A 25,667-nucleotide genomic window follows, 5' to 3' on the forward strand; every position below is an offset into this window, starting at 1 on the left:
ACGATGCCGCGCTCCGGCCGTCAGCTGCGGATCGCCGCACACGGGTACGAGGCCGTGATCGCCAGCATCGGTGCGACGCTGCGGACGCTCACGTTCGAGGAGCGCGACCTCGTCGTGCCGTTCGATGCGGATGCCGTGCGCCCCGGATACCGCGGCGCGACGCTGGCCCCGTGGCCGAACCGCATCGTCGACGGACGCTACTCGTTCGGCGGAGAGCAGCACCAGCTGGCGCTCACCGAGCCGGAACGCGCGCATGCGCTGCACGGGCTGCTCGCCTGGGTCGAGTTCGAAGACCGTCTGGTGCTCGACGACCGGGTCGTGCTGGCCGCCGTGATCCTGCCGCAGACCGGGTACCCGTTCCGCGTCGAGGTCGAGGTCGAGTACCGTCTCGACGCCGAGGGGCTGCAGCAGACGGTGACCGCGCACAACGTCGGTGCGGATGCCGCGCCCTGGGGTGCCGGGCCGCACCCGTACCTCGTGGCCGGGCAAGGCTGCGTCGACGACTGGACCCTGCTGCTCCCGGCATCCGAGGTGCTCACGGTCACCCCCGATCGGCTGAGCCCGGTCGGGGTGGAGCCGGTGTCGCAGCATCCGGAGTGGGACTTCGGTTCGGCGCGCCCCATCGGCGACGTCTTCATCGACCACGCCTTCACCGGCCTCATCCGTGACGGCGGCCTGGCCGAGGTGCGGCTGACGGCTCCTGACGGTCACGGCGTCGGGATGGCGTGGGACGAGCGCTGCCCGTGGGTGCAGGTGCACACCGCCGACACTCCCGCCGTCGCGGACACTCACCGCATCGGCCTCGCGGTCGAGCCGATGACGTGCCCGCCCGACGCGTTCAACTCCGGCGTGGATCTCGTGACGCTGGATCCCGGCGCGACGCACGCGGCGTCGTGGCGGATCTTCGCGCTGTAGCGGGACCATTCGCACCGCCGCCGCAGGGCGCGGGGGCAGCATGGGGCACTAGCTACTTAAGCGCTTAGGTTACAGTGGACTCCTCACGAATCAGCGAGGAGGACTCCGCATGCGCACGACGTCGGATCTGGCAGGACGGTGGAGTTGGACGGTCGACGCCGAGGGGGACACCCCTGTCCCGGAAGAGGCCGCGCCGCTCGTCGGGAGGGCCGTCGACGCGCAGGTGCCCGGGGCGATCCATCTTGATCTGCGGAACGCAGACCTCATTCCCGACCCCTTCGTCGACCGGAACGAGGAGGCCGTGTCCTGGGTCGCTCGATGCGACTGGCGCCTGAGTCGCACCTTCCCCCGGTCGGGCGACGCGGAGCGGGTGGATCTCGTCCTCGACGGCGTGGACACCATCGCGTCGATCGCCGTCAACGGGCGAACCGTCGGACAGACGCGGAACATGCATCGTGCGTACCGGTTCGACGTGACGGCGGCGATCGAGGAGGAGAACAGCGTCGATGTCTGCTTCACCTCCGCATACACGTATGCCGAGCAGCAGGAACGTGCGCTCGGCGCGCGCCCCAGCGCCTATCCGCAGCCGTTCGCATTCATCCGGAAGATGGCCAGCAGCTTCGGCTGGGACTGGGGGCCGACCCTTCCCGGATGCGGGCTCTGGCGTGACGTCAGGATCGAGAGCTGGAGCACGGCGCGGATCGCCGCGGTCCGTCCGTTGGTCGACGTCTTCGAGCAGACCGGCATCCTCACCGCTCACATCGACCTCGAGCGAACGGCCTCCGGCGCGAGCCTCCCGCTGCATCTCGAGATAGAGATCGCGGGGCAGGCCGTTCATGCCGAGGTGCCGCCGGGTGAAGAGTCGGCGACCATCGTGGTCGCCGTTCCCGATGTGCAGCGGTGGCACCCGCGCGGACTCGGCGAACCCCATCTGTACTCGGTCGAGGTCTCACTCTGGTCGGAGCGCGAGCGGCTCGACGAACACCGCACGCGGGTCGGCTTCCGGACCGTCGTCGTCGATCGGACCCCCGATGCGCACGGCACGCCGTTCGTCGTCACGGTCAACGACCGCCCGATGTTCATCAAGGGCGTGAACTGGATTCCCGAGAGCGTCTTCCCCGGTGAGGATGTCGCCGACCGCGTCCGCACGCGCCTGGAGCAGGCGGCGGAGGCCAATGTGAACCTCGTCCGGGTGTGGGGCGGAGGCGTCTACGAGAGCGAGGCGTTCTACTCCGCGTGCGATGAGCTCGGCCTGCTCGTGTGGCAGGACTTCCTCTTCGCCTGCGCCGCCTATCCCGAGGAGGAGTCGATCAGGGCAGAGGTGCTGGCCGAAGCCCGCGAGAACATCGTGCGGCTCAGCTCTCACCCGAGCCTCGCCCTCTGGAACGGGAACAACGAGAACCTCTGGATGCGCCTGGACAAGGACTGGGCATCGCAGCCGGGTGGAGAGCTCACCTGGGGTGAGCGGTACTACCTGGAGTGGCTGCCGGACCTCGTCCGCGAGCTCGACCCGACCCGTCCCTACACGGAGGGGAGTCCCTGGTCGGGCAGCTGGGCTCATGATCCGAACGATCCGGATCACCAGACCTTCCATTCCTGGGATGCCTGGAACGAAGACGACTACTCGGTCTACCGTGACAGCTCTCCGCGCTTCGTCTCCGAGTTCGGTTGGCAGGGCGCAGCCGCCTGGCGGACGCTGCGCGATGCGGTCTCGGACCCCGAACTCCGTCTCGACTCCGAGAACGTCCGGCATCACCAGAAGGCCATCGACGGGCACGCGAAGCTCGCCCGCAATCTCGCCCGCCACCTCCCGCCGACGGACGACTTCGACCGGTGGCATCTGCAGACGCAGTGGATGCAGGTCGAGGCCGTCCGCACCGGCGTGCTGCACTGGCGCGCGAGTTGGCCGCGCACCTCGGGAACGATCGTGTGGCAGCTCAACGACCTGTGGCCGGTGACGTCCTGGTCGGCGATCGACAGCGCGGGCCGGTGCAAACCGCTCTACTTCGCCCTGCGCGACATGTACGCACCGCGCGTGCTGACGATCGAGCCGCGGGGCGACGCGCTCGAACTGTGCATCATCAACGACGACGACGAGGCGTGGCACTCCACGGTGCGACTCGCGCGGCGGCGTGCCGACGGGTTCGCTGCGGCGGAGCAGTCGTTCCCGCTCTCCGTGCCTCCGCGCTCGGTGGCCCGCATCGAGCTGCCGCCGATCATCGCTGAGCCGCGGGATCCGGGGAAAGAGTTCGTGGTCGCCACCGTCGACGACCAGCGAGCCCTCTGGCATTTCGCTCCACCGAGCGGCGCGCACGCTCACGCTCCGCTGGAAGTCGCCGTCGCCGTCGTCGCCGGCGGTATGGACATCAGCGTCCGCTCGCGTCTCCTCGCGCGCGACGTGCTCGTCCAGCCGGATCGCCTCCATCCTGACGCGACGGTCGATCGGGGCTTCGCCACCGTGCTCCCGGGGGAGACCGCGATCTTCCGCGTCCGCGCGCCGGAGCCGCTCGACCCCGACTCGGTGCGGGAGGCGTTCGTCGTCTCCTCGCTGCGGGATATCATCGATCCCGACTGACGGGAGCTGCATCGGTGATGACGAGCGCTGCGCGGGCCCGGCGGGTCACGATCGCCGATGTCGCGCGCGAGGCGCAGACATCGACAGCGAGCGTCTCCTATGCCCTCAACGGTCGTCCGGGGATCTCCGAGGCCACGCGGGAACGGGTGCTCGAAGTGGCTGCCCGACTCGGTTGGTCACCGGCGAGCGCCGCGCGTGCCCTGGCGGGTGCCGGTGCGGACACGATCGGTCTGGTGCTCACCAAGGATCCTCGCGATCTCTCCGTCGAGCCGTTCTACATGCAGTTCATCGCGGGAGTGGAGTCGGCTCTCACAGTGCGCTCCCGAGGGCTGCTGCTCGAGGTCGCCGCTGATGCGGACGCCGAGGTCGAGGCGATTCGGCGTTGGCGCCGGTCACGGCGTGTGGACGGCGTCCTCCTCACCGATCTGAGACCCGACGATCAGCGGATAGCCGTCGTGAGGGAAGCCGGTGTCCCCGCGGTCGCGGTGGGCGATCCGAGCGCTGCGGTCGGCCTGACGACCGTGTGGACGGACGACGCCGCCGCGACGAGACAGGCCGTCGAGCATCTCGCTGCTCTCGGGCATCGTCGCATCACCCGGGTCGCGGCGCCCCGACGGTATGCGTACACGGCCATCCGCGATGACGCGTTCGACCAGGCCGCCCGTGCGTGCGGCCTCGACCATGACATCGTCCGCAGTGATCTCTCGGAGGATGCCGGTGCGGTCGCCACGCGCGCCGTGCTCTCGTCGCCGCGCCCGCCGACGGGGTTGATCTTCGACAACGACATCATGGCCGTAGCCGCCCTGACCACGGCGCATCAGCGGGGACTGTCCGTTCCCGGCGATGTGTCGATCATCGCGTGGGACGACTCGCTGCTCTGCCGACTCGTGACGCCGGGGTTGACGGCGCTCAGCCACGATGTGGTCGCCCTCGGCGCAGAGGCCGCCCGACGCCTGCTCGACGTCATCGACGGTGCGGAGCCGGCCGTCTACCAGGAGGCGACACCGATGCTGCAGATCAGGGCCTCGACCGGTCCTGCGCCGACCGAGGCCTGATCCGTCGACGGCGGTCTACCAGCGAAGAGCGGGGTCCCACCGCAGCTGCACGCCTCCGCGCTCGAGGTCGCGCTGGAAGTCGTCCAGGTGCCGGGCATCCGCGCGCACCGTCGACGGCTCGACACCGTGGTCGAGACAGTACGAGGCGAGGGCCCCCACGGCCTCGCCGATGGACCATTCGACGGGCTGCAGCCGGTAGCTGCCGTTCGAGATGTGCGTCGTGCCGATGTTCTTGGCTGCGGGGAGGAGATTGCGCACGCGCTGCGGCAGAAGGGCGCCGAGCGGGATCTCGAACGGCTCCGGGAGCCCGCCGCCACCGGCGCTGCCACCGGTCGTGGCGTGCCGGTCGATCCAGTAGTAGTGGCCGACCCCCACGGTGTCGGGATAGCGCTCGGCGCCCCTTCCGTCGCGGAGATCGCGGTCGAAGTCCTGCTCGAGGATCGTCCGTTCAGCCCGGATACGACGGGATTCGCGGAAGTAGGGCATCATCGCGAACCCGTCGGGCGTCCCCGTGACCTGTGGTGCGAGGCGGAGCCCCGGCCAGCCGACACCGCCATCGGGTCGAGGAGCCTCCGTCTGCAGCCAGTAGAGCAGCGACCGACTCAACGCCTTGGAACGATCCCAGTGGACGGCGGCGTCGTCGACGCCGAAGAGCGGGCCCCCGACGTAGTCGTTCATCGGCCAGTTCACGATGACGATGTCGCTCTCGTAGGCGCCGTCCTCGAACTGGCGCCGTGCGGCGATGCGGCGGTAGTTCCACAGTTCCGGGGCGCCGTCCATGTTGCGGTGGTCGACGTCGATGGCGAAGGGGTCATCGTCGTCGTTCACCCGCAGTGTGTACTCGCGGGCGATGGAGCCGTCGTGCGCGGCGCGTCGGAATCCGAGCATCTTCTCGCCGTCGAGCTGCGGCGGCCGCCACTCGCGGAAGGTGTCGTAGTCGTCGGGGCGATCGATCGTGTGATCCTGACCGGCGAGGTGTTCGACCGCGAAGCACCAGGTGACGCTCTGCATGTCGAGCGGGTCACCGGCCTCCGGCGCACTGGGCTCCCCGGTCTCGCCTCGAGCCTCGCGGCCGGTGACGTATTCCACTCCGCCGAGCTCCAGGAGATCACCGAGCTCGGTCGCATCCAGCACGAACGGCGCGGACAGCTCGCGCGAGACGCCCTCGCGGTCGCGCACGGTCACCGCGGCGATGCGGTCACCGTCGGTGTGGACGGCGACAGGCGTGGTCTCGAGCATCAGAGCGAGTCGGCCGGAGGCCTCGTACGGCCGGAGGAGGTCGTGGATCACCGCGAGGATGACCTTCGGCTCGACGCTGAGCGGGCTCACCCAGGCCGCGCCCGGGTTGAGATGCCGGTCGGCTCTCGCGGCGGCGGTGAGCGGGTAGTACGTCCGGTAGTGATCCCGGACGAGGTCGCGGAACTGGGCGTAGCTGCGGTTACGACCCGTCGCCTCGATGCGTCGGTGCTCGTCGCTGGGTACGAGCTGACTCGTCAGCTGGCCCCCCAGCCAGGGGGTCTGCTCGGTCATGATGACCGATCTGCCGCGGCGCAGAGCGGCGAGGGCGGCGGAGACGCCGCCGACGCCACCGCCGATGATGAGAAGGTCGGCCTGCTGTCGTGTCACGGAAGAACACCTTTCTTTCCCGAGAACTCTAGGTAATTTTCTCGAACATGTCCAAGTAAAATCTCTAGAGGAGACGGGTTCGCCATAGAATTCCAGAACGCTGACTGAGTGAAGGGGTGCCCATGCGCGCGAAGGAGCGTCGACCATCGCTTGCCGAGGTGGCGGGTGAGGCGGGGGTCTCGATCTCCACCGTCTCGAAGGTCGTGAACGGGGCGCCCGACGTCGCTGCCGACACTCGCGTGCGGGTGGAGTCGGTGCTCCGCGACAAGCAGTACCTGTCGCCGAAGCAGCGCTCGCGGAGTGATCTGGCGACGGTGGTGGTCGTGCTCGCGAGTTCGAGCATGTCGTCCCCGCTGACGGTCGAGATCCTGCGCGGCACCATGCGTGCGGCGCACGAGGCCGGGCTCGAGCTCGTGCTGCTCGACCTTCCGGATGGGGCGCCCGCCGCCGGCTGGATCGAGCGGACCAAGCGCAACGGTCCGACCGCGGTCATCGCGCTGAAGTCGCGGTTGAGGACGCAGGAGCGGGCGAAGCTCGCGAAGAACGGCGTCCCCCTCGTCGAGGTCGACACCTACCAGCTGCCGGACAACGACTCGTACTCCGTGGGCGCCACGAACTTCGCAGGGGGGATGGCAGCGACGCAGCATCTGCTCTCGCTCGGGCATCGGCGCATCGGGTTCCTCGGCGGAGTCTCCGACACGCAGGCGTCGATCGCTCGCAAGCACGGACATCTCGCCGCTCTCGCCTCGGCCGGGATCGAACCCGGGGACGACATTATCGAAGAGGGCGACTTCACCTACGAATCCGGATTGCAGGCGGGGGAGGCCCTGCTGGGCCGAGCGGACCGGGTGACGGCGATCTTCGCGGCGAGCGACGCGCAGGCGGCCGGGGTTCTGGAGGCCGCGCGACGCGCCGGCGTGTCCGTCCCGGACGAGCTCAGCGTCATCGGTTTCGACGACCAGCTCGTCGCGCGGATGACGGCCCCGCAGCTGACGACCATCCGGCAGCCGTCCGAGGCGATGGGCTCCTACGCGGTGGAGGTCGCCCACAAGCTGCTGCTCGGCTCGGCGCCGCCGGCCTTCCACACCGACCTCGCGACGGAACTCGTCGTGCGAGGGTCGACAGCCCCGCCGCAAGCTTCCGAAAATATTGCTTGATATTCTCGATAGTTCTGGTACTTTTTCTTTCAGCGCGCTACGAGGCGCGTTATGAGTCCGAAGGAGTACTTCATGCGAGCTACCCGATCCCGAGGGGCTGCCATCGCGCTCACCGGAATTCTGGCGGTGTCCCTCAGCGCCTGCGCCGGTACCGACAGCGGCGCCTCAGGTCCCGTCGACCTGACGATGGCGCTCTGGTCCTCCAACGAAGGTCACCTGGCACTGCTGCAGGAGATCGGCGACGCCTACGTCGAAGAACACGGTGACGAGGTCGCGTCGATCACTTTCGAACCCGTCACGAACCCGGACTACATCGCCGGGCTGACGACGCAGATCGCCGGCGGCGACGTTCCCGACCTCGCCTGGATCCCGGAGGCGAGCGGCCCCGAGTTCGTCGATTCCGGGATCCTGCACGACGTGCGCGAGACCCTGGAGAACGCCGACGGCTACGACCTCGACGACATCCTCCCGGCCGCGCTCGCGCCGTGGCAGGACGACGACGGCGGCGTCTACGCGTATCCGTTCTCGAACTCGCCCTTCGCGCTCTACGTCAACGACGACCTCGTCGCCGCGGCGGGTCAGCCGGACGTCGAGTCCCTCGTGGGCACCCCCGACTACACGTGGCAGACGGTCGCGGACATCGCCGCGGCGGTGAACAGCGAGACGGGAGCGACAGGGCTGAACGTGCCCACGTTCAACCCGACGAACTGGAGTGCCGTGACCATGCTCGGGAACGCATGGGGCGCCGCGCCGTGGTCCGAAGACGGTACGACCTGCGAGTTCGCCTCTCCCGAGATGATCGAGTACCTCACGTGGTACCAGGACCAGATCGACAGGGGAGCGATCCCTGCCGTCTCCGGCAACGCGGCGCCCGCTGCATTTGCGAGCGGTGACGTCGCCTTCAGCGTCGCTCAGCTCAGCCAGTCGGGGAGCCTCGACGACAGCTTCGAGTGGTCGTTCCTCCCGCTGCCCGCGGGACCGGAGGGGTACCACCCGATCGTCGGCCAGGCGGGCGTGAGCGTCCTCGAGCGCAGTGAGAACCAGGATCAGGCGGCAGGCTTCCTCGCCTACCTGACCAACCCCACGAACGCCGAGCTCCTCGCGCAGTTCTTCCCGCCGCCCCGTGAGTCCCTGCTCAACGTGGAGACGCTCTCGCAGGCAGCGCCGAAGCTCTCGCCCGAAGAGATCCAGTCGGCGATCATCGACGTGGTCCCCGACGCCTCGGTCAAGCCGCAGCACCCGGTGCTCTCCCAGTTCTCCGACAAGGTCCGTGCGGGTCTCGACCCGGTGTGGTCGGGCGGCGACGTCGAGACCGCGGTCACCGGCATCTGCGAGCAGATCTCGCCGACGCTCAAGGGCTGACCGCGTGACCGCACGCACCGTCGCGGCGAACGATCGAAGAGCCCTGCCGAGCCGGCGTCCCCGTCCTGACGGGGATCGCTGGCTCGGCGTGGCCTTCGTCGCGCCCCAGGTCCTCGGCGTCATCGTCCTCGGTGTCGTCCCCTTCCTCTTCGTCATCTGGTACAGCTTCAACGAATGGCGTCCGCTCACCGGCGGCATGGAGTTCATCGGGCTCGACAACTACTCGCGTCTCTTCGCGGACCCGACCTTCTCCGCCTCTGTCGTCGCGAGCCTGCTGTTCAGTGCCGGCGTCCTCATCCTGAACCTCGTGATCGCCATCAGCCTCGCCGTGCTCCTCAATCGGCGGATGAAGGGCATCACCGGATTCCGCACGATCTTCTTCTCGCCCGTCGTGGTGTCGGTCGTCGCCTGGTCGGTGACCTGGGGGTTCCTCCTCGCCCCGGATGGCGGCATCAACGGAGCGCTGCGGATGCTCGGGATCGACGGCCCCAATTGGCTGGCAGATCCCTCCACTTCCCTGATCTCGCTCGTCGTGGTGCAGGTCTTCAAGGGCGTCGGCATGAACATGGTGCTCTTCCTCGCCGCGCTGCAGAGCGTGCCCGAGGAGATCCGGGAGGCCGCCCAGCTCGACGGTGCGACGCCGTGGCGGTCGTTCTGGGCCATCACCGTGCCGATGATCGCTCCGACGATCCTGCTCACCGGCATCCTCACCACGATCGGCTCACTCGAAGTCTTCGCACCCGTGCAGCTGCTCACCGGAGGTGGTCCGGGGGATTCGACCAACGTCCTGCCGTTCCTCCTCTACCGCACCGCTTTCGTCAGCCAGCAGTTCGGCTATGCCAGCGCGATCGGTGTCGTGCTGTTCGCCATCATCCTGGCCCTGACGATGCTGCAGTGGACCACGCGACGCAAGTGGGTGCACGATGAGGTCTGAGACGTCGAAGGCGGCCCGCAGCCGCTCCAGGATCAACACCGTCGTGCTCTACGTCCTGCTCGTCGTGGTGTCGGTGCCGTTCCTGTATCCGACCCTGTGGATGTTCTTCTCGTCCTTCAAGCCCGCGAACGAGATCTTCCTCCAGCCGCCGACGCTGCTGCCCAGGGAGTGGACCCTCGACGGCTTCGTGCAGGTGTTCACCGCCCAGCCGTTCCTGCAGCAGTACGGGAACTCGATGTACATCGCGGCGATCGTCACCGTGTCGTCGATCCTGCTCTCGGCGATGGCCGGCTACGCCTTCGCGCGGATCCGGTTCCCGCTGCGCAACGCGGCCTTCACCCTGCTGCTCGCGGCGATGATGGTGCCGACCGAGGTGACGATCATCCCGATCTTCACGGCGGTGAACGCCATGGGGCTCAACGACACCCACTGGCCGCTCATCATCCTCCCGATCTTCGGGCCGACCGCGGTCGTCTCCGTGTTCATCTTCCGGCAGCACTTCCTCAGCTTCCCCAAGGACTACGAGGAAGCGGCCCGGCTGGACGGCGTCACACGGGCCGGGGTGTTCTTCCGCATCGCCCTCCCGTTGGCGACGCCGGCGATCGCGGCCGTCGGGATCATGGCGTTCCTGCGCTCGTTCAACATGTACTTCGAGGCGCTCATCTTCCTGCGCACACCCGAGAAGTTCACCCTCGGACTCGCGATCACCCGCTATCAGGACTTCTACGGCGAGCAGATGTGGAACACGCAGCTCGGCGCAGCGTCTCTCACGGTCGTCCCGATCCTCGTGGTGTTCCTCATCGCGCAGAAGCAGTTCGTTCAGGGCCTCGCCCAGACGGGGCTCAAGGGATGAGCTGACTTCCCCCACAGCGACGACCCGGACCGGGCGTCGTCGCCACTCACCATGCCCCGGTCAGAGACGAAGGAGTCGAGATGATGCATGAGGATGAGACCCGCCCGCAGATGCTGCCGGCGCTCAGCCGAAGAAACTTCCTGGTCGGTGCGAGCGCCGCCGCGGCGCTGCTCGCCATAGGGAACGCGGGGGCGTCGCCTGCGCTGGCGACATCGGCCGGCACGGTGTTGCCGCTCGTCGCGCCGCTCCCCGCCGGGCAGCCGGTGCGCTCCCAGTTCGCCCCGAACGAGCAGGTGCTGGCCGCCTACCTGATGATCGTCGCACCGCTCGCCAACAGTGTCCGGGACGTCGCGCCGAACTACGGATGGATGGAGGACGGCTGGTGGCGCACTCCGAACCAGCCCTACAACACCCGCATCATGGAGCATGTCGCGACGCTCTCGTGGTTCTACGCCAACGACCGCCCGTGGAACCCGTACTACCGTGACCCCGCTCTCCTCGGACGGCTCGACGCGGCGCTCAGCCACTACCTCTCGCTGCAGCACGCCGACGGCTCGTACCCGGAGTACTCCCCGACCGAGCATCACCTGTCGCCGACCGGATTCGGAACCGTGGCGCTCGCCGCGGTCCTCCGAGACCTCCGCGCCGCGGGCGAGCTCCACGACCGCCGTCTGCAGATCCGTGACGCCATCCGCAAGAGCTCGGCCTGGCTCGTGGACACCTCGCGTCCGCATTGGAATCGACCGGTGCAGTTCGCCAATCAGGTGGTCGCCGGCCTCTCCGGAGTGGTCGAGGCGGCGCACATCCTCGGCGAGCCCGCGGTGAGCGCCTCCGTTCCGAACCGGCTGCAGATCATCCTGAAGGACGGCCAGGCTCCGGCCGGGTTCTTCCACGAACCCGTCGCGCCGGATGCCGGATACAACTTCGACGTGATGCTGCCCGATCTCGGCGCCCTCTACAAGAGGCTGCCTGACCCGTCGATCATCCAGCTGGCGGAGCGGTTCGCCGCGTGGTGGGGGTACGTCGTCGTCATGGAACCCGGGCGGAACGAAGGCTTCATCCTCTCCGGGACGAGTGCGCGCAACATCGTCGCGACGTTCGTCACCACCCCCGTGGACGATCTGGATCGCAGCGCCCTCGCGCGGACGCTGCTGCCGCACGTGCCCGCGCTGCGTGCCTTCTACGCGAGCGCGGAGGAGAAGACGCAGGCGCGAAACGCGTGGAGCTCCTCGTCGGCACCCGTGGCCCCGAGACAGAAGCAGGATTCGTCGCCACGGCTGCACATGCATGTCCCGCAGGCGCCGATCGGGGTGCCCGCGGCGCAGCGCGATGCCCAGGTCGCCGCGCTGCGGTATCGGGCCGAGAGCACATTCACCGAGCTGCGCAAGGGCACCCTCGATCAGCAGTATGTGTTCGTCCGCCGCCCCGGCTACTACACCGCCGGCCTCTACGGCGTGCGGCAGAACTCGCTCCAGCGGATGGGGACGAACGCGTTCTGGCACCCCGTCGCGGGGATGCTCGCCCTCACCGTGAACAGCACGGGTCCGGATGACTGGACGACCGTCGCGGACACGGTCGGGACGGCTTCATCGCGGGGTCCGGTGACGGCGACGCATCATGCCGGCTCCAGCGCATCGGGCACTGTGATCCCGGCGGATGCCCTGACCGGATACACGGGTACCTTCACCACCAGGTACGTGACCGCGGACGGCGCCGTCACCACGGATGTGACCCATCGCCCGGATGGGATCAGGCGTGCGCTGATGACGCCGGGAGCGTCACGCGAGCGCATCCCGCTCATCATCGGCACCGACGATCAGGTGGTCTTCGCCAACGGCACGCCGGCGCCGTACGGACAGGAGACCATCACGGTCACCCGAGGGATCACGGTCACTCGAGGCGGCATGAGGTTCATCATCGACTGGGGTGTGGACCGCGAAGCGAAGTACGCGCCCATGGATCGGTCTTACCTCGGGAACCGAACGCACCGGATCCTCACGATCAGCTTCGCGAACTCGCTCGCCGTCGACTTGAAGGTCGTGCCGGCGGTCTGATCCCCGGGTCCCCGTCGGCGCCGGCGGTTCCGCGGCGCCGACGCGGGCCGGCGGCGTCGCCCCGTCCGGCTCAGGACCGCACGAGCCGCGCGATCGCGTCCGACGCTTCCTTGATCTTCGCGTCGGCGTCGTCGCCGCCCATGCGAGCGGCGTCCACGACGCAGTGCTTGAGGTGGTCGTCGAGAAGGCCGACGGCCACCGCCTGCAGTGCGCTCGTGAGCGCGCTGATCTGGGTGAGGATGTCGATGCAGTACTTCTCGTCGTCGACCATCTTCGTGATCCCGCGGGCCTGGCCCTCGATGCGGCGCATCCGGTTCAGGTACTTGGTCTTGTCGGTGATGTAGCCGTGGGCGTGTTCGTCAGCCGTCGCTTCGGGGGTCATCTCTGCTTCCTTCGTCGCATGATCGGGTTTCAGCGGCCGAGGACGGCGCGCGTGCTCGCTTCGGGGGTGATGTCGATGCGTCGCAGCAGCTGGGCGTTCAGCGCCACGACGACGGTCGACAGGGACATCAGGATAGCCCCGACCGACATGGGCAGGACGAATCCGATGGGCGCCAGCACGCCGGCGGCGAGCGGAACCGAGAGCAGGTTGTAGCCGGCCGCCCACCACAAGTTCTGCTTCATCTTGCGGTACGCGGCGCGGGACAGCTCGATCACGGAGACCACCGACCGCGGGTCGGAGCTCGCGAGGATCACGCCGGCCGAGGCGATGGCGACATCCGTCCCCGCGCCGATCGCGATGCCCACGTCGGCCTGGGCGAGGGCGGGAGCGTCGTTGACGCCGTCACCGACCATCGCGACCTTCTTGCCCTCGGCCTGCAGCTCGGCGACCTTCCTCGACTTGTCTTCGGGGCGCACGCCGGCGAACACCCGGTCGATGCCGAGCTCGGCGGCGACCGACTCGGCGACGGCCTGGGCATCGCCGGTGATCATGACGACCTCGACGCCGAGCCGGTGCAGGGCATCCACGGCCTGCTGCGATTCCGGCCGCACCTCGTCGGCGAGCTTCAGCCCGCCCACGACCTGTCCGTCGACCACGACGTGCAGGATGATGGCGCCCTCGTCCCGCCACTCGTCGGCGGCCGGGATCTCGTGCCCGCCGACCTCGTCGAGGAGCTTCGGGCCGCCGACGCGGACCTCGCGGCCGTCGACCGACGCCGTCACGCCGACCGCGGGCGACGAGGTGAAGCCCGATGCCTTCGCGAGAGTCCTGCCCTTCTCCTGGGCAGCCCGCACGATGGCGCGGGCGAGAGGATGCTCGCTGTCGGCCTCGGCGGATGCGGCGAGGAGCAGCAGCCGGTCGGCGTCGATGTCGCCGGTCGGCTCGACGGCCGTCACCGTGGGTGCTCCCTTGGTGAGCGTGCCGGTCTTGTCGAAGAGCACGGCATCGACCGTGCGCATGCTCTCCAGCGCGAGGCGGTCCTTGATGAGGACGCCTCCGCGGGCCGCGCGCTCGGTCGCGATCGACACGACCAGCGGGATCGCGAGGCCCAGTGCGTGCGGGCAGGCGATGACGAGGACGGTGATGCTGCGCACCACGGCGGCATCCGGGTTCCCGACCAGGGTCCAGATGACGGCGGTGAGTGCGGCGGAGAGCAGGGCGAACCAGAACAGCAGCGCGGCCGCGCGGTCGGCGATGCGCTGGGCGCGCGAGGAGGAGTTCTGCGCCTCGGTGACGAGTCGCTGGATGCCGGCCAGGGCGGTCTCGTCGCCGGTGGCCGTGATCTCGACGCGCAGACCGGAGTCGGTGGCGACGGTGCCCGCGGTGACGGTGTCGCCCGAGGTGCGGGTGACCGGTCGGGACTCGCCGGTGACCATGGACTCGTCCATGGCCGCGGTGCCGTCGATGATGCGGCCGTCGGCCGGGATGCTTCCGCCGGGACGGACGACCACGACATCGCCGACGACGAGATCGGCAGGCGAGACGGTGACGACCGTGTCGCCCTCGACGCGCTCGGCCTCATCCGGCAGCAGGGCGGCGAGCGAGTCGAGTGCCGACGTGGTCTGCGCGAGCGACCGCATCTCGATCCAGTGGCCGAGCAGCATGATGACGATGAGGAGTGCGAGCTCCCACCAGAACTCGAGCTCGTGATGGAGGAGCCCCAGTGTCGCGCCCCACGAGGCGAGGAATGCCACCGTGATGGCGAGGCCGATGAGGAGCATCATGCCCGGCTTGCGCGACTTGAGCTCGCTGACGGCGCCGGTGAGGAAGGGCCAGCCGCCCCAGACGTACATGACCGTGCCCAGCACCGGCGCGATGAACCGCGCCCACCCGGGGACCTCGTAGCCGAAGATCATCGCGAACATCGGCGAGAATGCCACCACGGGAACCGCGATGACCAGGTTGATCCAGAACAGGCGACGGAACTGACCGACATGGTCGCCGTGAACTGCGTGCCCGCCGTGACCTGAGTGACCCCCATGACCGCCGTCGTTCTCGTGCGCAGGCTCCGGGGCATCCATCGAGTGCGCGGGCGAGTGGTGGTGCGCATGCGGATCGGTCATGGGGTCATCCTCTCTCAGGCCATGTTGGCGGCGTACTTGGCGGGGTCGGAGTCGAAGGCCGGCCCGCATCCGGCGCAGCAGAAGTGGTACCGCTCGCCCTCGTGATCGCGGAAGAGGCCCGCCGCCTCTGCGGCCTTCTTGCTGACCGGGTTGCCGACCATGACCGGGCAGGTCGTCAGATCGTCACTCGCACCGCCGGCCAGCAGGTTCGCGCGTCCGTTTCCTGCTGCGGCGGGGTTCACTGCGGTGGTGCTGCAACAGCTGGCGGGTGCCTCGGTGTCGTTCGTCATGCGGGTGATTCCTCTCTCATTCTTCGGTGGGGGTCGGTGGTGGCGGAAGGTGCGTCAGGGCTTGGCGATGCTCTTGAACCCGCGCAGGCGCAGGCTGTTGCCGACGACGAAGACGCTGGACAGCGCCATGGCCGCGCCGGCGAGCATGGGATTCAGCATCCCGAGCGCCGCGACGGGGATCGCCGCGACGTTGTAGGCGAAGGCCCAGAACAGGTTGGTCTTGATGGTTCCGAGGGTCTTGCGCGACAGTCGGATCGCATCGACGGCGCTGCGCAGGTCGCCCCGCACCAGGGTGATGTCGGATGCTTCGATCGCGACGTCCGCGCCCGTGCCCATCGCGAGGCCGAGGTCGGCCTGAGCGAGGGCGGGGGCGTCGTTGACGCCGTCGCCGATCATCGCGACCGTCTTCCCTTCGCGCTGCAGCCGGGTGACGACGTCGACCTTGTCCTTCGGGAGGACCTCGGCGATCACCTCTTCGATGCCCACCTCGGCGGCGATCTGGCGGGCGACCGCCTCGTTGTCGCCGGTGAGCAGGATGGGGGTCAAGCCGATCGCCTTGAACTGGGCGATCGCCTCGGCGCTGCTGGGCTTGACGGTGTCGGCCACCACGAGGATGCCTCGTGCCTGCCCGTCCCAGCCGACCGCGACGACGGTCTTGCCCTCGCCCTCGGCGCGCGCCTTCGTCGAGGCGAGCTCGCGGCTGAGCTTCTGCGACCACTCGGCGAGGAGCGAGTCACGGCCCACCAGCACGGCATGACCGTCGACGACGCCCTGCACGCCCTTGCCCTCGATGTTCGCGAAGTCCTCGGGTGTCGGCAGCGCGCCGACCTCCTGCGTCGCGCCCTTGGCGATGGCCTGCGCGATGGGGTGCTCGGAGGCATCCTCCAGTGCACCGGCGATCCGGAGCAGCTCCGCGCGATCGGTGCCGTCCTCGACGAACACGTCGACGAGGGTCATCCTGCCGGTCGTGACCGTTCCGGTCTTGTCCAGCACGACGGTGTCGATCTTGCGGGTGGATTCCAGAACCTCCGGGCCCTTGATGAGCACGCCCATCTGCGCGCCGCGTCCGGTGCCGACCAGCAGCGCGGTGGGGGTGGCGAGACCGAGCGCGCACGGGCAGGCGATCACGAGCACGGCGACGGCCGCCGTGAATGCCGCGGTCACCGGGAATCCGGCGCCGAGCCAGCCGCCGAGCGCCACGACCGCGATCACGATCACGATGGGCACGAACACGCCGGAGATGCGGTCGGCGAGCCGCTGCACCTCGGCCTTCCCGGTCTGCGCGTCTTCGACGAGCTGCGCCATCTGCGCCAACTGCGTGTCCGAGCCGATGCGGGTCGCCCGCACCACGAGCCGACCGCCGACGTTCGTCGTGGCGCCGGTGACGGAGTCGCCCTCGGCGACCTCGACCGGCACGGCCTCGCCCGTGAGCATGGATGCATCCACGGCCGAAGTGCCGGAGACGACGATGCCGTCGGTGGCGATCTTCTCGCCCGGTCGCACGATGAACTCGTCGCCCACCTGCAGGTCTTCGACGGGGATCTTCGTCTCGACGCCGCCGCGCAGGACGGCCACTTCCTTCGCGCCGAGTTCGAGGAGAGCCCGCAGGGCGGCACCCGCCTGCTTCTTGGAGCGCTTCTCGAAGTAGCGCCCGGCGAGGATGAACATCGTCACCCCGGCACCCACCTCGAGGTAGATGTTGGCCGCGCCGTCGGAGGGAGCCAGCGCGAACTCGAAGGGGTGCGTCATGCCCGGCGTGCCCGCGGTTCCGAAGAACAGCGCATACAGCGACCACAGGAACGCGGCCGAGGTGCCCATCGAGATGAGCGTGTCCATCGTCGCGGCGCCGTGGCGGAGGTTCGTCCACGCGGCCTTGTGGAACGGCCACGCCGCCCAGATGATCACGGGAGCAGCCAGGGCGAGAGAGGCCCACTGCCAGTACATGAACTGCAGCGCGGGGATCATCGCCATCGCGATCACGGGCACCGTCAGCACGACGGAGCCGATCAGGCGGTTGCGCAGCGAGCGCAGCTCCGGATCCTCGCCCTCGGCGTCACCGGTCGCTCCGGCGTCTGCGCGCTTGCCCTTCGGTGCCGGCAGTGCGGCCGAGTAGCCGGTCTTCTCGACCTCGGCGATGAGTAGTGCCGGGTCGTAGCCGTCGGGAACCGTGACCTTCGCCTTCTCGGTCGCATAGTTCACGGTCGCCACGACGCCCTCGAGCTTGTTGAGCTTCTTCTCGATCCGCATCGCGCAGGAGGCGCAGGTCATCCCGCCGATCTCCAACTCGACGCCGGACCCCACGCTCGAGGGTGCTGATGTGCTCATGTCCTTCTCTTTCTGCGGTGACTGTTGCTCGGGGCCGCGGCGGATGGCCGGCGGCCGGGCGTCGTGCGAGGCTCAGTGGCCGTCGTCGTGCGCGTCGTCGTCGGATGCCGGTGCGTCGCCTGCGGGGGCGGCGGCATCGAGCACGAACTCGGCGGTGTGCACCGTGCCGTCGACCTGGAAGTCCAGGTACAGCAGGTAGCGACCCGCTGTCGGAGCCTCGGCGGCGAACGCGATCTCGGGTCCGGATGTCTCGCCGGCTTCGGGCTCGTCACCCGCGGCATGCACGTGCAAGTAGGCGAGGTCGCCCTCGCGCAGCGCGACGAGGTGGCCGAAGGCGCCGAGATACGGTTCGAGGCCGGTCACGGGAGTGCCGTCCTTCGTGAGGGTGAAGGTCAGGTCGCTCGCCGATCCGGCTTCGAGTGCCCCGTCGAGCGACACGGTGAAACCGTCGACCTCGGCGACCTGCGTCGGCTCGGGTGTGACGGGCGTGAACTCGCCGGCGACCTGCACGGTCTGCGTGAGGGTGAGCGAGGGGGCGTCCGCGCCGGCCGGCGTGAAGTCGGCGAAGACGCGGTAGGTGCCGGCGGCGTCCCATTCCCACGGCAGCGACCACGTGCCCGTGGCCTCGTCCAGCGTGGGGTGCACGTGACGGAACTGGCTTCCGTCGGAACGCACCACGATCAGGTGCAGGTCCTTGTCGTGCGCGGTCGTGTACTCCGTGACCGGGGTGCCGTGCGCGTCGCGGATCTGGAAGCTCAGCTCGCCGGGCTCGTCCGCCCCCGCCGGTGCCTCGACCGGAGACAGTGCGTATCCTTCGAGGCTCAGCGAGAGTCCCTTGAGGGTGTCCGCTGCTGCGCTCGCCGCATCCTCCGTGGGCGCGGCTGCGCCGTGTGCTCCGTGCTCTTCCATCTCCGTACCTTTCGTCCACTCAGTGACAACGCTCGGGGGGATGACGACCTGGGCGAGGCCGAATGCCGCGCCGAACGCCACCACCACCCCCGCCCCGTACAGGGCGAGCCGCGCCCCGGCGTTCATGCCTTCCGCACCGCCGAGTACCCGGCCTCGGCGACGGCGGCCAGGATCTGCGCGTCATCGACGGAGTCGGAGCCGGTGACGAGGAGCACGCCCGTCTGCGCACTCACCTGGATGTCTTCGACGCCCGGGACCTCGGCGACCTCTTCGCGGACCGACATCTCGCAGTGTCCGCAGGTCATCCCGGTCACCTGGAATTCGTTCGTGGTCATCGCGTATCCTCTTCTCGATCAGTACCCGTACCGGGTATCAGTGACAACGGTATACCCATGAGGGGTATTCCTCAACCGGCCGGATCCGTTGTGCGGACCCGGCCAGTACTGGTCAGGGGTCACTGGTCGTCGTCGGAGAGCCGGGGATCAGGCCGATACCGACTCCTCGGAGGCGAAGGCGGAGGCCCGGGGCTTCCTCATGGCGATCGCCGTGATGATCGCTCCCAGCAGGGCGAGGATCGCCGCGCCGATGAAGGCGGCGGAGTATCCCTGCGTGAGCTCGACCGTGGTGGAGTCGTGGCCGGCGATGCCGTAGACGATCGCCGTGAGCACGGCGAGTCCGAGAGCGGATCCGATCTGGTAGCTGGTGCTGACCAGCCCGGAGGCCACGCCGGTCTCCGCCGGAGGTGCCGCGTTGATGGCGGTGCCGAGCGACGGGACGAACGCCAGCGACATGCCGAGAGCGGCGAGCAGCGAGGCGGGGAGCACGTCGACGACGTAGGTGCCGTCCGGTCGGATGAAGGCGAGCCACGCCAGGCCGCCGGCCAGCAGGAGGAGTCCGCTGACGATCAGCGCCTTGGCGCCGAACCGCTCCTGAAGTCGGGGCGCCAGTGCGATCATGACGAGCACGACCAGTCCGGTCATCGGCAGCAGTGCGGCTCCGGCGGCGAACGCGCTCGCACCGAGCACCTGCTGCAGGTAGAGGTTCAGGAAGAACCACATCGACACCCAGGCGGCGCCGAGCATCAGCTGGGCGATGTTCGCGGCTCCGAGCAGCGGGGCGCGCAGCAGGCCGAGGCGCAGCAGCGGGTTGCGGCTGCGGGCCTGGATGAGGAAGAAGATCAGGAGCAGGACGATGCCGGCCGCCAGCATCCCCAGGGTCGACCAGGTGAGCCAGCCGATCTCCGGTGCGTTGACGACGGCGTAGACCACGGCGGCGAGTCCGAGGGTCACCGTGACGGCTCCGCCGATGTCGATCGAGCCCGATGCCTTGCGGACGGTGCGGGGGAGGGCGGTGCCGGTGAAGGCGAGGACGAGGAGCGCGATCGGCACGGTGACGTAGAACACCCACGGCCAGCTCACGTACTCGGTCAGGACTCCGCCGAGGAAGACGCCGGCCGTGCCGCCGATGGGTGCGGCCGCTCCGTAGACGGCGAATGCCTTGGGGAGGTCGGAGGTGCCGCCGAACAGCATCATGAGCAGCGTCAGGGCCGCGGGAGCGATCATCGCGGATCCGGCACCCTGGATGGCGCGTCCGGCGATCTCGACGCCGACGGTGCCGGCGGCTCCGGCCATGATCGAGCCGACGATGAGGACGATCCAGCCGAGCACGAAGATCTTGCGGGCGCCGAATGCGTCGGAGAGGCGTCCGCCCAGCAGGAGCAGGCCGCCGAAGGCGACGACGTAGGCGTTGAACACCCAGGACAGCGACTCGGGGGTGAAGCCGAGAGCCCTCTGGATGTCGGGCAGGGCGACGCCGATGATCGACGTGTCCATGATCACGACGAACTGCGCGGTGGCGATCAGCACGAGGCCGAGCCATCGCTTCGCGGGTGACAGGGGTCTGGATGTGGACATGGTCGTTCCTCCTGGAAGCTCGCCGGGATGTCCGGGTCGCGGTGTAGCCTATACCCATAGGGGGTAGGGGTGCTGAACACCGCGAAGACGCCCGACCGAACGTGCAGGAGGCACACGATGATCGACACCACCTTGGCCGACCGGCGCGGCACGCGCGCTGTCGCGTTCGACCCGATGCGTCGCGCCATCGCGCGAACCGTCACCGAGAGCGCGGCGATACCCAGCTTCACGGTGACCGCCACGGCGGATGTCGATGCGCTGTTGAGCCTGCGAGAAGAGTTCAACCAGGAGCTGACCCCCACCGGGCAGAGGCTCTCCGTGAACGCCTTCCTCGTGCGCGCCGTAGCGCTGGCCCTCGCAGATCATCCCGAGATCAACGCCAGCTACTCGGACGAGGGCCGCGGACAGGTGCTCCTTCATGACCGCATCAATATCGGTGTCGCCGTGGACGCGCCCTCGGGGCTGATGATCCCGGTGCTGCACGACGTCGACCACGACTCGGTCACCGAGATCTCCCGCCGGACCCGTGACCTCGCTGCGCGGGCGAAGGAGCGCAAGCTCCAGCTCTCCGACCTGAGCGATGGCACCTTCACCATCAGCAACCTCGGGATGTTCGGCGTCGGGCACTTCACCGCGCTGATCATCCCGCCGCAGGGGGCAGTGCTCGCGGTCGGCGCGGTGACCGAGCACGTCGCGCTCGTCGACGGCGCCGCTGTCGCTCGCCGACTGCTCAGGTACACCCTCACCGCGGATCATCGGATCATCGACGGTGCCCTCGCAGCGAAGTTCCTCGCCACCCTCACCGGCATCCTCGAGCGGCCTGACCGACTTCGTCGACCCTGACTCGGGCGACCTCCCCGGGTCAGCCGGGAGCCAGCGTGGCGAGCTCGCCGAGCAGGGGCGGATCCGCGCCCGGCCGGGAGACGGTGACCGCTGCGGCCCGCGCGCTGAAGCGGAGGAGCTCGGCCAGGCAGCTGCCGTCGATGCGGCGCAGCTTCTCGCGCGATTCCGCGGAATCGAGGCCGAGATCGAGGAGGCCGTGGATGAGCGCGCTCATGAAGGTGTCACCCGCCCCGACCGTGTCCACGACCTCCACCTGCCGGCCGGGGACATGCGTCACGCCGTCGCGGGTCACGGCGAAAGCTCCGCTCGCACCCTTCGTGACCACGATCACGGACGGCCCCTGCTGCAGCCACGACCGGGCGACGTCGAGGAGGTCGATGCCGGGATACAGCCACGCGAGATCCTCGTCGCTGGCTTTCACGAGGTCGGCGAGGCCCACGAAGCTCTCCACGTCGGCGACGGCCCGACGGCGGTCGGGGAGAAGTGCTGGACGCACGTTGGGGTCGTACGTGATCAACGATGTCTCCCGCATCGCCGTGAGATGCGCGCGCACGACCGCGGCCCCGGGATCCATCAGAGCGGCGATGGAGCCGGTGTGCACGATCCCGACATCGTCGCTGCCGGCCGGCGCGGCCTCATCCAGGGACCAGGAGATGTCGAACTCGTAGCGAGCCGAACCGGAATCGTCGAGGTGTGCGGTCGCCGTCGCCGTCCGCGTCGTCGCCGAAGAGGTGACCCGGACTCCCGCCTTCGTCAGCCACTCGCGCACCTGCTGGCCGTGCGGATCGTCTCCGAGCTGGGTCAGGAAGTGCGCGGTGTCGCCGAGGCGACCGAGCGCGAGCGCGACGTTGGCAGGACTCCCGCCCGGGCTCTCGTCGATGCGCCCATCTCCGCGATGGACGACATCGACGAGAGCTTCTCCGATGACGAGGACGTGACGGCTCATGAACGCCCGGTGGGCGTCAGGAAGGAGAGGATGCTCTGCGGTTCCACGATCCTCGGCACGAGCGCGGCGTTGAACGCGCGCCCGGCCTCCGCGCCGAGGTGCGCGTCGAACGCCTCCCGGTCCCGATACCGCTCGAAGACGACGAAACGGTGCGGGTCCTCGGCTCTGCGATAGACCTCGAAGGTCTCGTTGCCGGGTTCGGCCCGCACGCTCTCCGCATACTCCTGGATCAGGGCGTCGACCTCGTCGGCCGCGGCGGGCAGCGCCGTGAACTCGGCGGAGAGGACGACCTGGCTGTCGCTCATGCCTGGGCTGCTCCCGTCATGATGGCCACGGCATCGGTCATGCTGTGCGACTGCGGCGTGATGGTCGCGGCCTTCTTGCCGAGGCGCTGGATGTGGATACGGTCGGCGACCTGGAACACGTGCGGCATGTTGTGGGAGATGAGGATGACGGGCACGCCGTTGCCTCGCAGGTTCTCGATCAGCTCGAGCACCTGGTTCGACTCGCGTACGCCCAGGGCCGCGGTCGGCTCGTCGAGGATGACCACCTTCGAGCCGAAGGCGGCCGCTCGCGCCACGGCCACGGCCTGACGCTGGCCGCCGGAGAGGTTCTCGACCGAGACGGTCACGTCCTGCAGCGTCGAGATCCCGAGCTTCAGCACCTGGTCGCGGGCGTCCTTGCGCATGCCCGCGGTGTCGAGCGCGCGGAACACGGAGCCGAGGATGCCGGGCTTGCGGCGCTCGCGCCCGAGGTACAGGTTGGCGGCGACGTCGAGCGCGGGGGAGACGGCGAGGTTCTGATAGACCGTCTCGATCCCGGCGTTGCGCGCGTCCTGGGGTCCCTTGAACTGCACCGGCTGTCCGTCGAGGAGCAGCTGTCCCTCGTCGGGGATGTACGCGCCGGTGAGGCACTTGATCAGCGTCGACTTGCCGGCGCCGTTGTCGCCGATGATCGCGAGGACCTCGCCGGCGTGCAGCTGCAGGCTGACTCCGTCGAGACCGACCACGCGGCCGAACGTCTTCACGAGGCGCTTGGCCTCGAGCACGGGAACGCCGGTGGGGGACGGTGCCGGTGAGAGGGCTTCCGCTGTCTGGCTCATTTGCGTACCTTTCGGATCCACTGGTCGATGGCGACCGCGACGATGACGAGGATGCCGATCGCGAGGGTCTGGTAGAGACCGTCGACGCCGGCGAGGAACAGGCCGTTGCGGAAGACGCCGACGATGATCGCGCCCAGCAGCGTGCCCCAGATGATGCCGCGGCCACCGAACAACGAGGTCCCGCCGATCACGACGGCGGTGATGGAGTCGAGGTTGAGGTCGGCGCCGGCGTTGGGGCTGGCGGCTCCCGACCGGCCGATCTGGATCCAGGCGGCGACGGCGAGGATGGCGCCGGCCGCGATGTAGACGCTGAACAGCACCTTCCTGGTCGAGATGCCCGCGAGGCGCGCGGCATCTGCGTCGTCGCCGACGGCGTACACGTGGCGACCCCAGGCGGTGCGGCCGAGGATGTACGCGACGAGGGCGTACAGCGCGAGCATGATCAGCACGCCCACGGTGAGGCGGACGTCGCCGAGCGGCAGCGACGTGGCTGTCCAGGTGAGCAGGTCCGGCATGTCCGACTTCCGGATCGTCTGGCCGCCGCTGTACAGCAGCGTCAGGGCGATGAAGACGTTGAACGTGCCGAGCGTCGCGATGAACGGAGGCAGCTTCACGCGGGTGACGAGCAGACCGTTCAGGGCTCCCGCGGCGAGGGCGGCGATGAGTCCGGCGAGCAGGGCGATGGGCGCGGGGAGGCCGTTGTTCGCGGCGGTCTGCGCCATGACCATCGAGGTGCCGATCATCAGCGCACCCACCGAGAGGTCGATGCCCGCGGTGAGGATGATCAGGGTCTGCGCGATGGCGACGGTGCCGACGACCGAGACCTGGTCGAGCACGAGGGAGAGGTTCGCCGCGGCGAAGAAGCGGGGGTTGATCGCGCCGAACACGATCACCGCGATGACGAGCACGACGGCGGGGCTGATCGCCGGGTATCGGTGCAGGACGCCGCGGACGCGATCCACCGGCGTGCGGTGGTCGAGGAACTCGGCGGCGAGATCCAGAGAGGATGTGGGGGCTGTTTGCGTCACGATGTCACTTCCGTAGGTCGTTCCGGGGATGCCGCGGGCCGGTGCGCGGTCCGCGGCATCCGCAGGAGTACTGCTTACTCGCCGCCCCAGCAGATGCCGGAGGCTTCGGCGGTGTCGATCGACTTCACGCCGTCGACGGGCTGGTCGGTCACGAGCTCGACGCCGGTGTTGAAGAAGTCGAGGCCTTCGGAGTTCGCAGGCTTCGTGCCGTCGTTGACGAGGTCGACGATCGCCTGGACGCCCAGCTCGGCCATCTTCACCGGGTACTGCTGGCTGGTCGCGTCGATGATCCCGTCCTCGACCTGACCGACACCGGCACAGCCGCCGTCGATCGAGACGATCAGGACGTCGTCCTTGCTCTTGCCTGCGGCTTCCAGAGCCTGGTAGGCGCCGTAGGCGGCGGGCTCGTTGATCGTGTAGACGACGTTGATGTCGGAGTTCTTGGCGAGGAGGTTCTCCATCGCGGTGCGCCCGCCGTCTTCGGCGCCCTGCGACGCCTCGTTGCCGACGAGCGTGTACGAGCCGCCCTTGCCGCCGCTGTAGGAGCCGTCGGACTCCTCGTCGCCGTTGACCTGGTCGTCGCCGAGCTCGATGCCCATGCCGTCGAGGAAGCCCTGGTCGCGGTTGTAGTCCACGCTCACGGCCTTGTCGTCGAACAGGTCGATCATTCCGATCACGGCGTCTTCACCGTCGAGCGTCGCCGCAGTCCACTGGCCGATGTACTGGCCGGCGAGGAAGTTGTCGGTCGCGAACGTGATGTCCACGGCGTCGGCGGGGTCGGGTGCGGTGTCGAGGGCGATCACGAAGATCCCCGCGTCGCGGGCCTTGTCGATCGCGTCGAGCACGGCCGGGCCGTTGGGGGTGATCAGGATGCCCTTGTCGCCCTTGGAGATCGCGGCCTCGATGGCCTGGATCTGGGTGTCCTCATCGCCGTCTTCCTTGCCGGCGGCGAGGGTGAGCGAGACGCCGTCCTTCTCGGCCGCGGCCTTGGCGCCGTCCTGCATCGCCACGAAGAACGGGTTGGAGTTGGTCTTCACGATGAGCGAGACGCCGATCGTGTCGTCATCGGAGCCGCCGCCGGCGTTCGTGCCGCCGGAGCAGCCGGTCAGCGTCAGCGCGAGACCTGCCGACACCGAGACCGCGGCCAGAACGGCGCGGGTGAATCGTGGGGTGTGCTTCGTCATTGAGTTCCTCTCGGCCGTCGTCGCCCGGTTGACAACGATGTCAAGGGCAGTTCTAGTCGATCGCTCAAGTAGAGTCAAGTCACCCTTCAGG

22 protein-coding genes are annotated in these 25,667 nt (G+C 68.9%); 9 read left to right on the top strand and 13 right to left on the bottom strand.

The window, feature by feature from the left end; genetic code table 11:
- Positions 1 to 3: 3 nt before the first annotated feature.
- From ACIOTO_RS08645 to ACIOTO_RS08655, 3 genes are all read left to right on the top strand, one after another.
- Complete coding sequence (locus tag ACIOTO_RS08645) at positions 4 to 915, top strand: aldose 1-epimerase family protein (protein WP_400858081.1); 912 nt, start codon at positions 4 to 6, stop codon at positions 913 to 915.
- Positions 916 to 1,024: 109 nt separating this feature from the next.
- Positions 1,025 to 3,490 carry a glycosyl hydrolase 2 galactose-binding domain-containing protein gene (locus tag ACIOTO_RS08650; RefSeq protein WP_400857450.1) on the top strand — a complete coding sequence of 822 codons (2,466 nt, stop codon included), beginning with the start codon at positions 1,025 to 1,027 and terminating at the stop codon, positions 3,488 to 3,490.
- A 17-nt stretch (positions 3,491 to 3,507) separates the two neighbouring features.
- Entirely contained in the window at positions 3,508 to 4,545 is a 1,038-nt protein-coding gene (locus ACIOTO_RS08655; protein WP_400857451.1) for a LacI family DNA-binding transcriptional regulator, read from the top strand.
- A 15-nt stretch (positions 4,546 to 4,560) separates the two neighbouring features.
- On the opposite strand, the gene ACIOTO_RS08660 is transcribed toward ACIOTO_RS08655, so the two are convergent.
- The gene (locus ACIOTO_RS08660; RefSeq protein ID WP_219860798.1) at positions 4,561 to 6,171 is read right to left on the bottom strand and encodes an FAD-dependent oxidoreductase; all 1,611 of its coding nucleotides are present in this window, start codon (positions 6,169 to 6,171) and stop codon (positions 4,561 to 4,563) included.
- 122 nt (positions 6,172 to 6,293) lie between these two features.
- Here ACIOTO_RS08660 and ACIOTO_RS08665 point away from each other — a divergent pair, with 122 nt between their 5' ends.
- The 5 genes from ACIOTO_RS08665 (at position 6,294) to ACIOTO_RS08685 (ending at position 12,531) form a co-directional block, all read left to right on the top strand.
- Positions 6,294 to 7,328: a LacI family DNA-binding transcriptional regulator gene (locus ACIOTO_RS08665; RefSeq protein ID WP_091032048.1), complete on the top strand. Its 1,035-nt coding sequence runs from the start codon at positions 6,294 to 6,296 to the stop codon at positions 7,326 to 7,328.
- Positions 7,329 to 7,400: 72 nt separating this feature from the next.
- On the top strand, positions 7,401 to 8,690 hold the full coding sequence (locus tag ACIOTO_RS08670; RefSeq protein ID WP_400857452.1) for an ABC transporter substrate-binding protein: 1,290 nt from the start codon (positions 7,401 to 7,403) through the stop codon (positions 8,688 to 8,690).
- A gap of 4 nt (positions 8,691 to 8,694) precedes the next feature.
- Positions 8,695 to 9,624 carry a carbohydrate ABC transporter permease gene (locus tag ACIOTO_RS08675; protein ID WP_081859917.1) on the top strand — a complete coding sequence of 310 codons (930 nt, stop codon included), beginning with the start codon at positions 8,695 to 8,697 and terminating at the stop codon, positions 9,622 to 9,624.
- Entirely contained in the window at positions 9,614 to 10,477 is an 864-nt protein-coding gene (locus ACIOTO_RS08680) for a carbohydrate ABC transporter permease (protein WP_081859916.1), read from the top strand. The genes ACIOTO_RS08675 and ACIOTO_RS08680 overlap by 11 nt, the downstream gene beginning before the upstream one ends.
- 80 nt (positions 10,478 to 10,557) lie before the next feature.
- A complete protein-coding gene (locus tag ACIOTO_RS08685; RefSeq protein WP_400857453.1) occupies positions 10,558 to 12,531 on the top strand; it encodes a twin-arginine translocation signal domain-containing protein in 1,974 nt (657 codons plus the stop codon).
- A gap of 70 nt (positions 12,532 to 12,601) precedes the next feature.
- Here the strand turns inward: ACIOTO_RS08685 and ACIOTO_RS08690 are convergent, their stop codons facing one another.
- From ACIOTO_RS08690 to ACIOTO_RS08720, 7 genes are all read right to left on the bottom strand, one after another.
- Positions 12,602 to 12,913, bottom strand: coding sequence for a metal-sensitive transcriptional regulator (locus ACIOTO_RS08690; protein ID WP_091032040.1), 312 nt, complete (start codon positions 12,911 to 12,913; stop codon positions 12,602 to 12,604).
- A gap of 29 nt (positions 12,914 to 12,942) precedes the next feature.
- Positions 12,943 to 15,036: a heavy metal translocating P-type ATPase gene (locus ACIOTO_RS08695; protein ID WP_400857455.1), complete on the bottom strand. Its 2,094-nt coding sequence runs from the start codon at positions 15,034 to 15,036 to the stop codon at positions 12,943 to 12,945.
- A 14-nt stretch (positions 15,037 to 15,050) separates the two neighbouring features.
- Positions 15,051 to 15,326, bottom strand: coding sequence for a YHS domain-containing protein (locus tag ACIOTO_RS08700; RefSeq protein ID WP_167632733.1), 276 nt, complete (start codon positions 15,324 to 15,326; stop codon positions 15,051 to 15,053).
- Between the two features lie 54 nt (positions 15,327 to 15,380).
- On the bottom strand, positions 15,381 to 17,651 hold the full coding sequence (locus ACIOTO_RS08705; RefSeq protein WP_400857456.1) for a heavy metal translocating P-type ATPase: 2,271 nt from the start codon (positions 17,649 to 17,651) through the stop codon (positions 15,381 to 15,383).
- Between the two features lie 72 nt (positions 17,652 to 17,723).
- Positions 17,724 to 18,686, bottom strand: a complete 963-nt coding sequence (locus ACIOTO_RS08710) for a heavy-metal-associated domain-containing protein (RefSeq protein ID WP_400857457.1) — start codon at positions 18,684 to 18,686, stop codon at positions 17,724 to 17,726.
- Positions 18,683 to 18,895 carry a heavy-metal-associated domain-containing protein gene (locus ACIOTO_RS08715; RefSeq protein ID WP_091032028.1) on the bottom strand — a complete coding sequence of 71 codons (213 nt, stop codon included), beginning with the start codon at positions 18,893 to 18,895 and terminating at the stop codon, positions 18,683 to 18,685. The genes ACIOTO_RS08710 and ACIOTO_RS08715 overlap by 4 nt, the downstream gene beginning before the upstream one ends.
- A 147-nt stretch (positions 18,896 to 19,042) precedes the next feature.
- Positions 19,043 to 20,473, bottom strand: a complete 1,431-nt coding sequence (locus tag ACIOTO_RS08720) for an MFS transporter (RefSeq protein ID WP_400857458.1) — start codon at positions 20,471 to 20,473, stop codon at positions 19,043 to 19,045.
- A gap of 117 nt (positions 20,474 to 20,590) precedes the next feature.
- On the opposite strand from ACIOTO_RS08720, the gene ACIOTO_RS08725 reads away from it, so the two are divergent.
- Positions 20,591 to 21,316, top strand: coding sequence for a 2-oxo acid dehydrogenase subunit E2 (locus ACIOTO_RS08725; protein WP_400857459.1), 726 nt, complete (start codon positions 20,591 to 20,593; stop codon positions 21,314 to 21,316).
- Positions 21,317 to 21,335: 19 nt separating this feature from the next.
- Here the strand turns inward: ACIOTO_RS08725 and ACIOTO_RS08730 are convergent, their stop codons facing one another.
- From ACIOTO_RS08730 to ACIOTO_RS08750, 5 genes are all read right to left on the bottom strand, one after another.
- Positions 21,336 to 22,262 (bottom strand): carbohydrate kinase, encoded by a 927-nt coding sequence (locus ACIOTO_RS08730; RefSeq protein ID WP_400857461.1) that lies wholly within the window; start codon positions 22,260 to 22,262, stop codon positions 21,336 to 21,338.
- Positions 22,259 to 22,567: a putative quinol monooxygenase gene (locus ACIOTO_RS08735; RefSeq protein WP_400857462.1), complete on the bottom strand. Its 309-nt coding sequence runs from the start codon at positions 22,565 to 22,567 to the stop codon at positions 22,259 to 22,261. Before ACIOTO_RS08735 ends, ACIOTO_RS08730 begins: the two co-directional genes overlap by 4 nt.
- Complete coding sequence (locus ACIOTO_RS08740) at positions 22,564 to 23,364, bottom strand: ATP-binding cassette domain-containing protein (protein WP_400857463.1); 801 nt, start codon at positions 23,362 to 23,364, stop codon at positions 22,564 to 22,566. The genes ACIOTO_RS08735 and ACIOTO_RS08740 overlap by 4 nt, the downstream gene beginning before the upstream one ends.
- Complete coding sequence (locus ACIOTO_RS08745; RefSeq protein ID WP_400857464.1) at positions 23,361 to 24,392, bottom strand: ABC transporter permease; 1,032 nt, start codon at positions 24,390 to 24,392, stop codon at positions 23,361 to 23,363. The genes ACIOTO_RS08740 and ACIOTO_RS08745 overlap by 4 nt, the downstream gene beginning before the upstream one ends.
- Before the next feature lie 74 nt (positions 24,393 to 24,466).
- Positions 24,467 to 25,576 carry a substrate-binding domain-containing protein gene (locus ACIOTO_RS08750; RefSeq protein WP_400857465.1) on the bottom strand — a complete coding sequence of 370 codons (1,110 nt, stop codon included), beginning with the start codon at positions 25,574 to 25,576 and terminating at the stop codon, positions 24,467 to 24,469.
- Between the last annotated feature and the right edge of the window lie 91 nt (positions 25,577 to 25,667).

The sequence above is a fragment of the Microbacterium sp. NPDC087592 genome (assembly GCF_044743585.1).
Classification (GTDB): domain Bacteria; phylum Actinomycetota; class Actinomycetes; order Actinomycetales; family Microbacteriaceae; genus Microbacterium.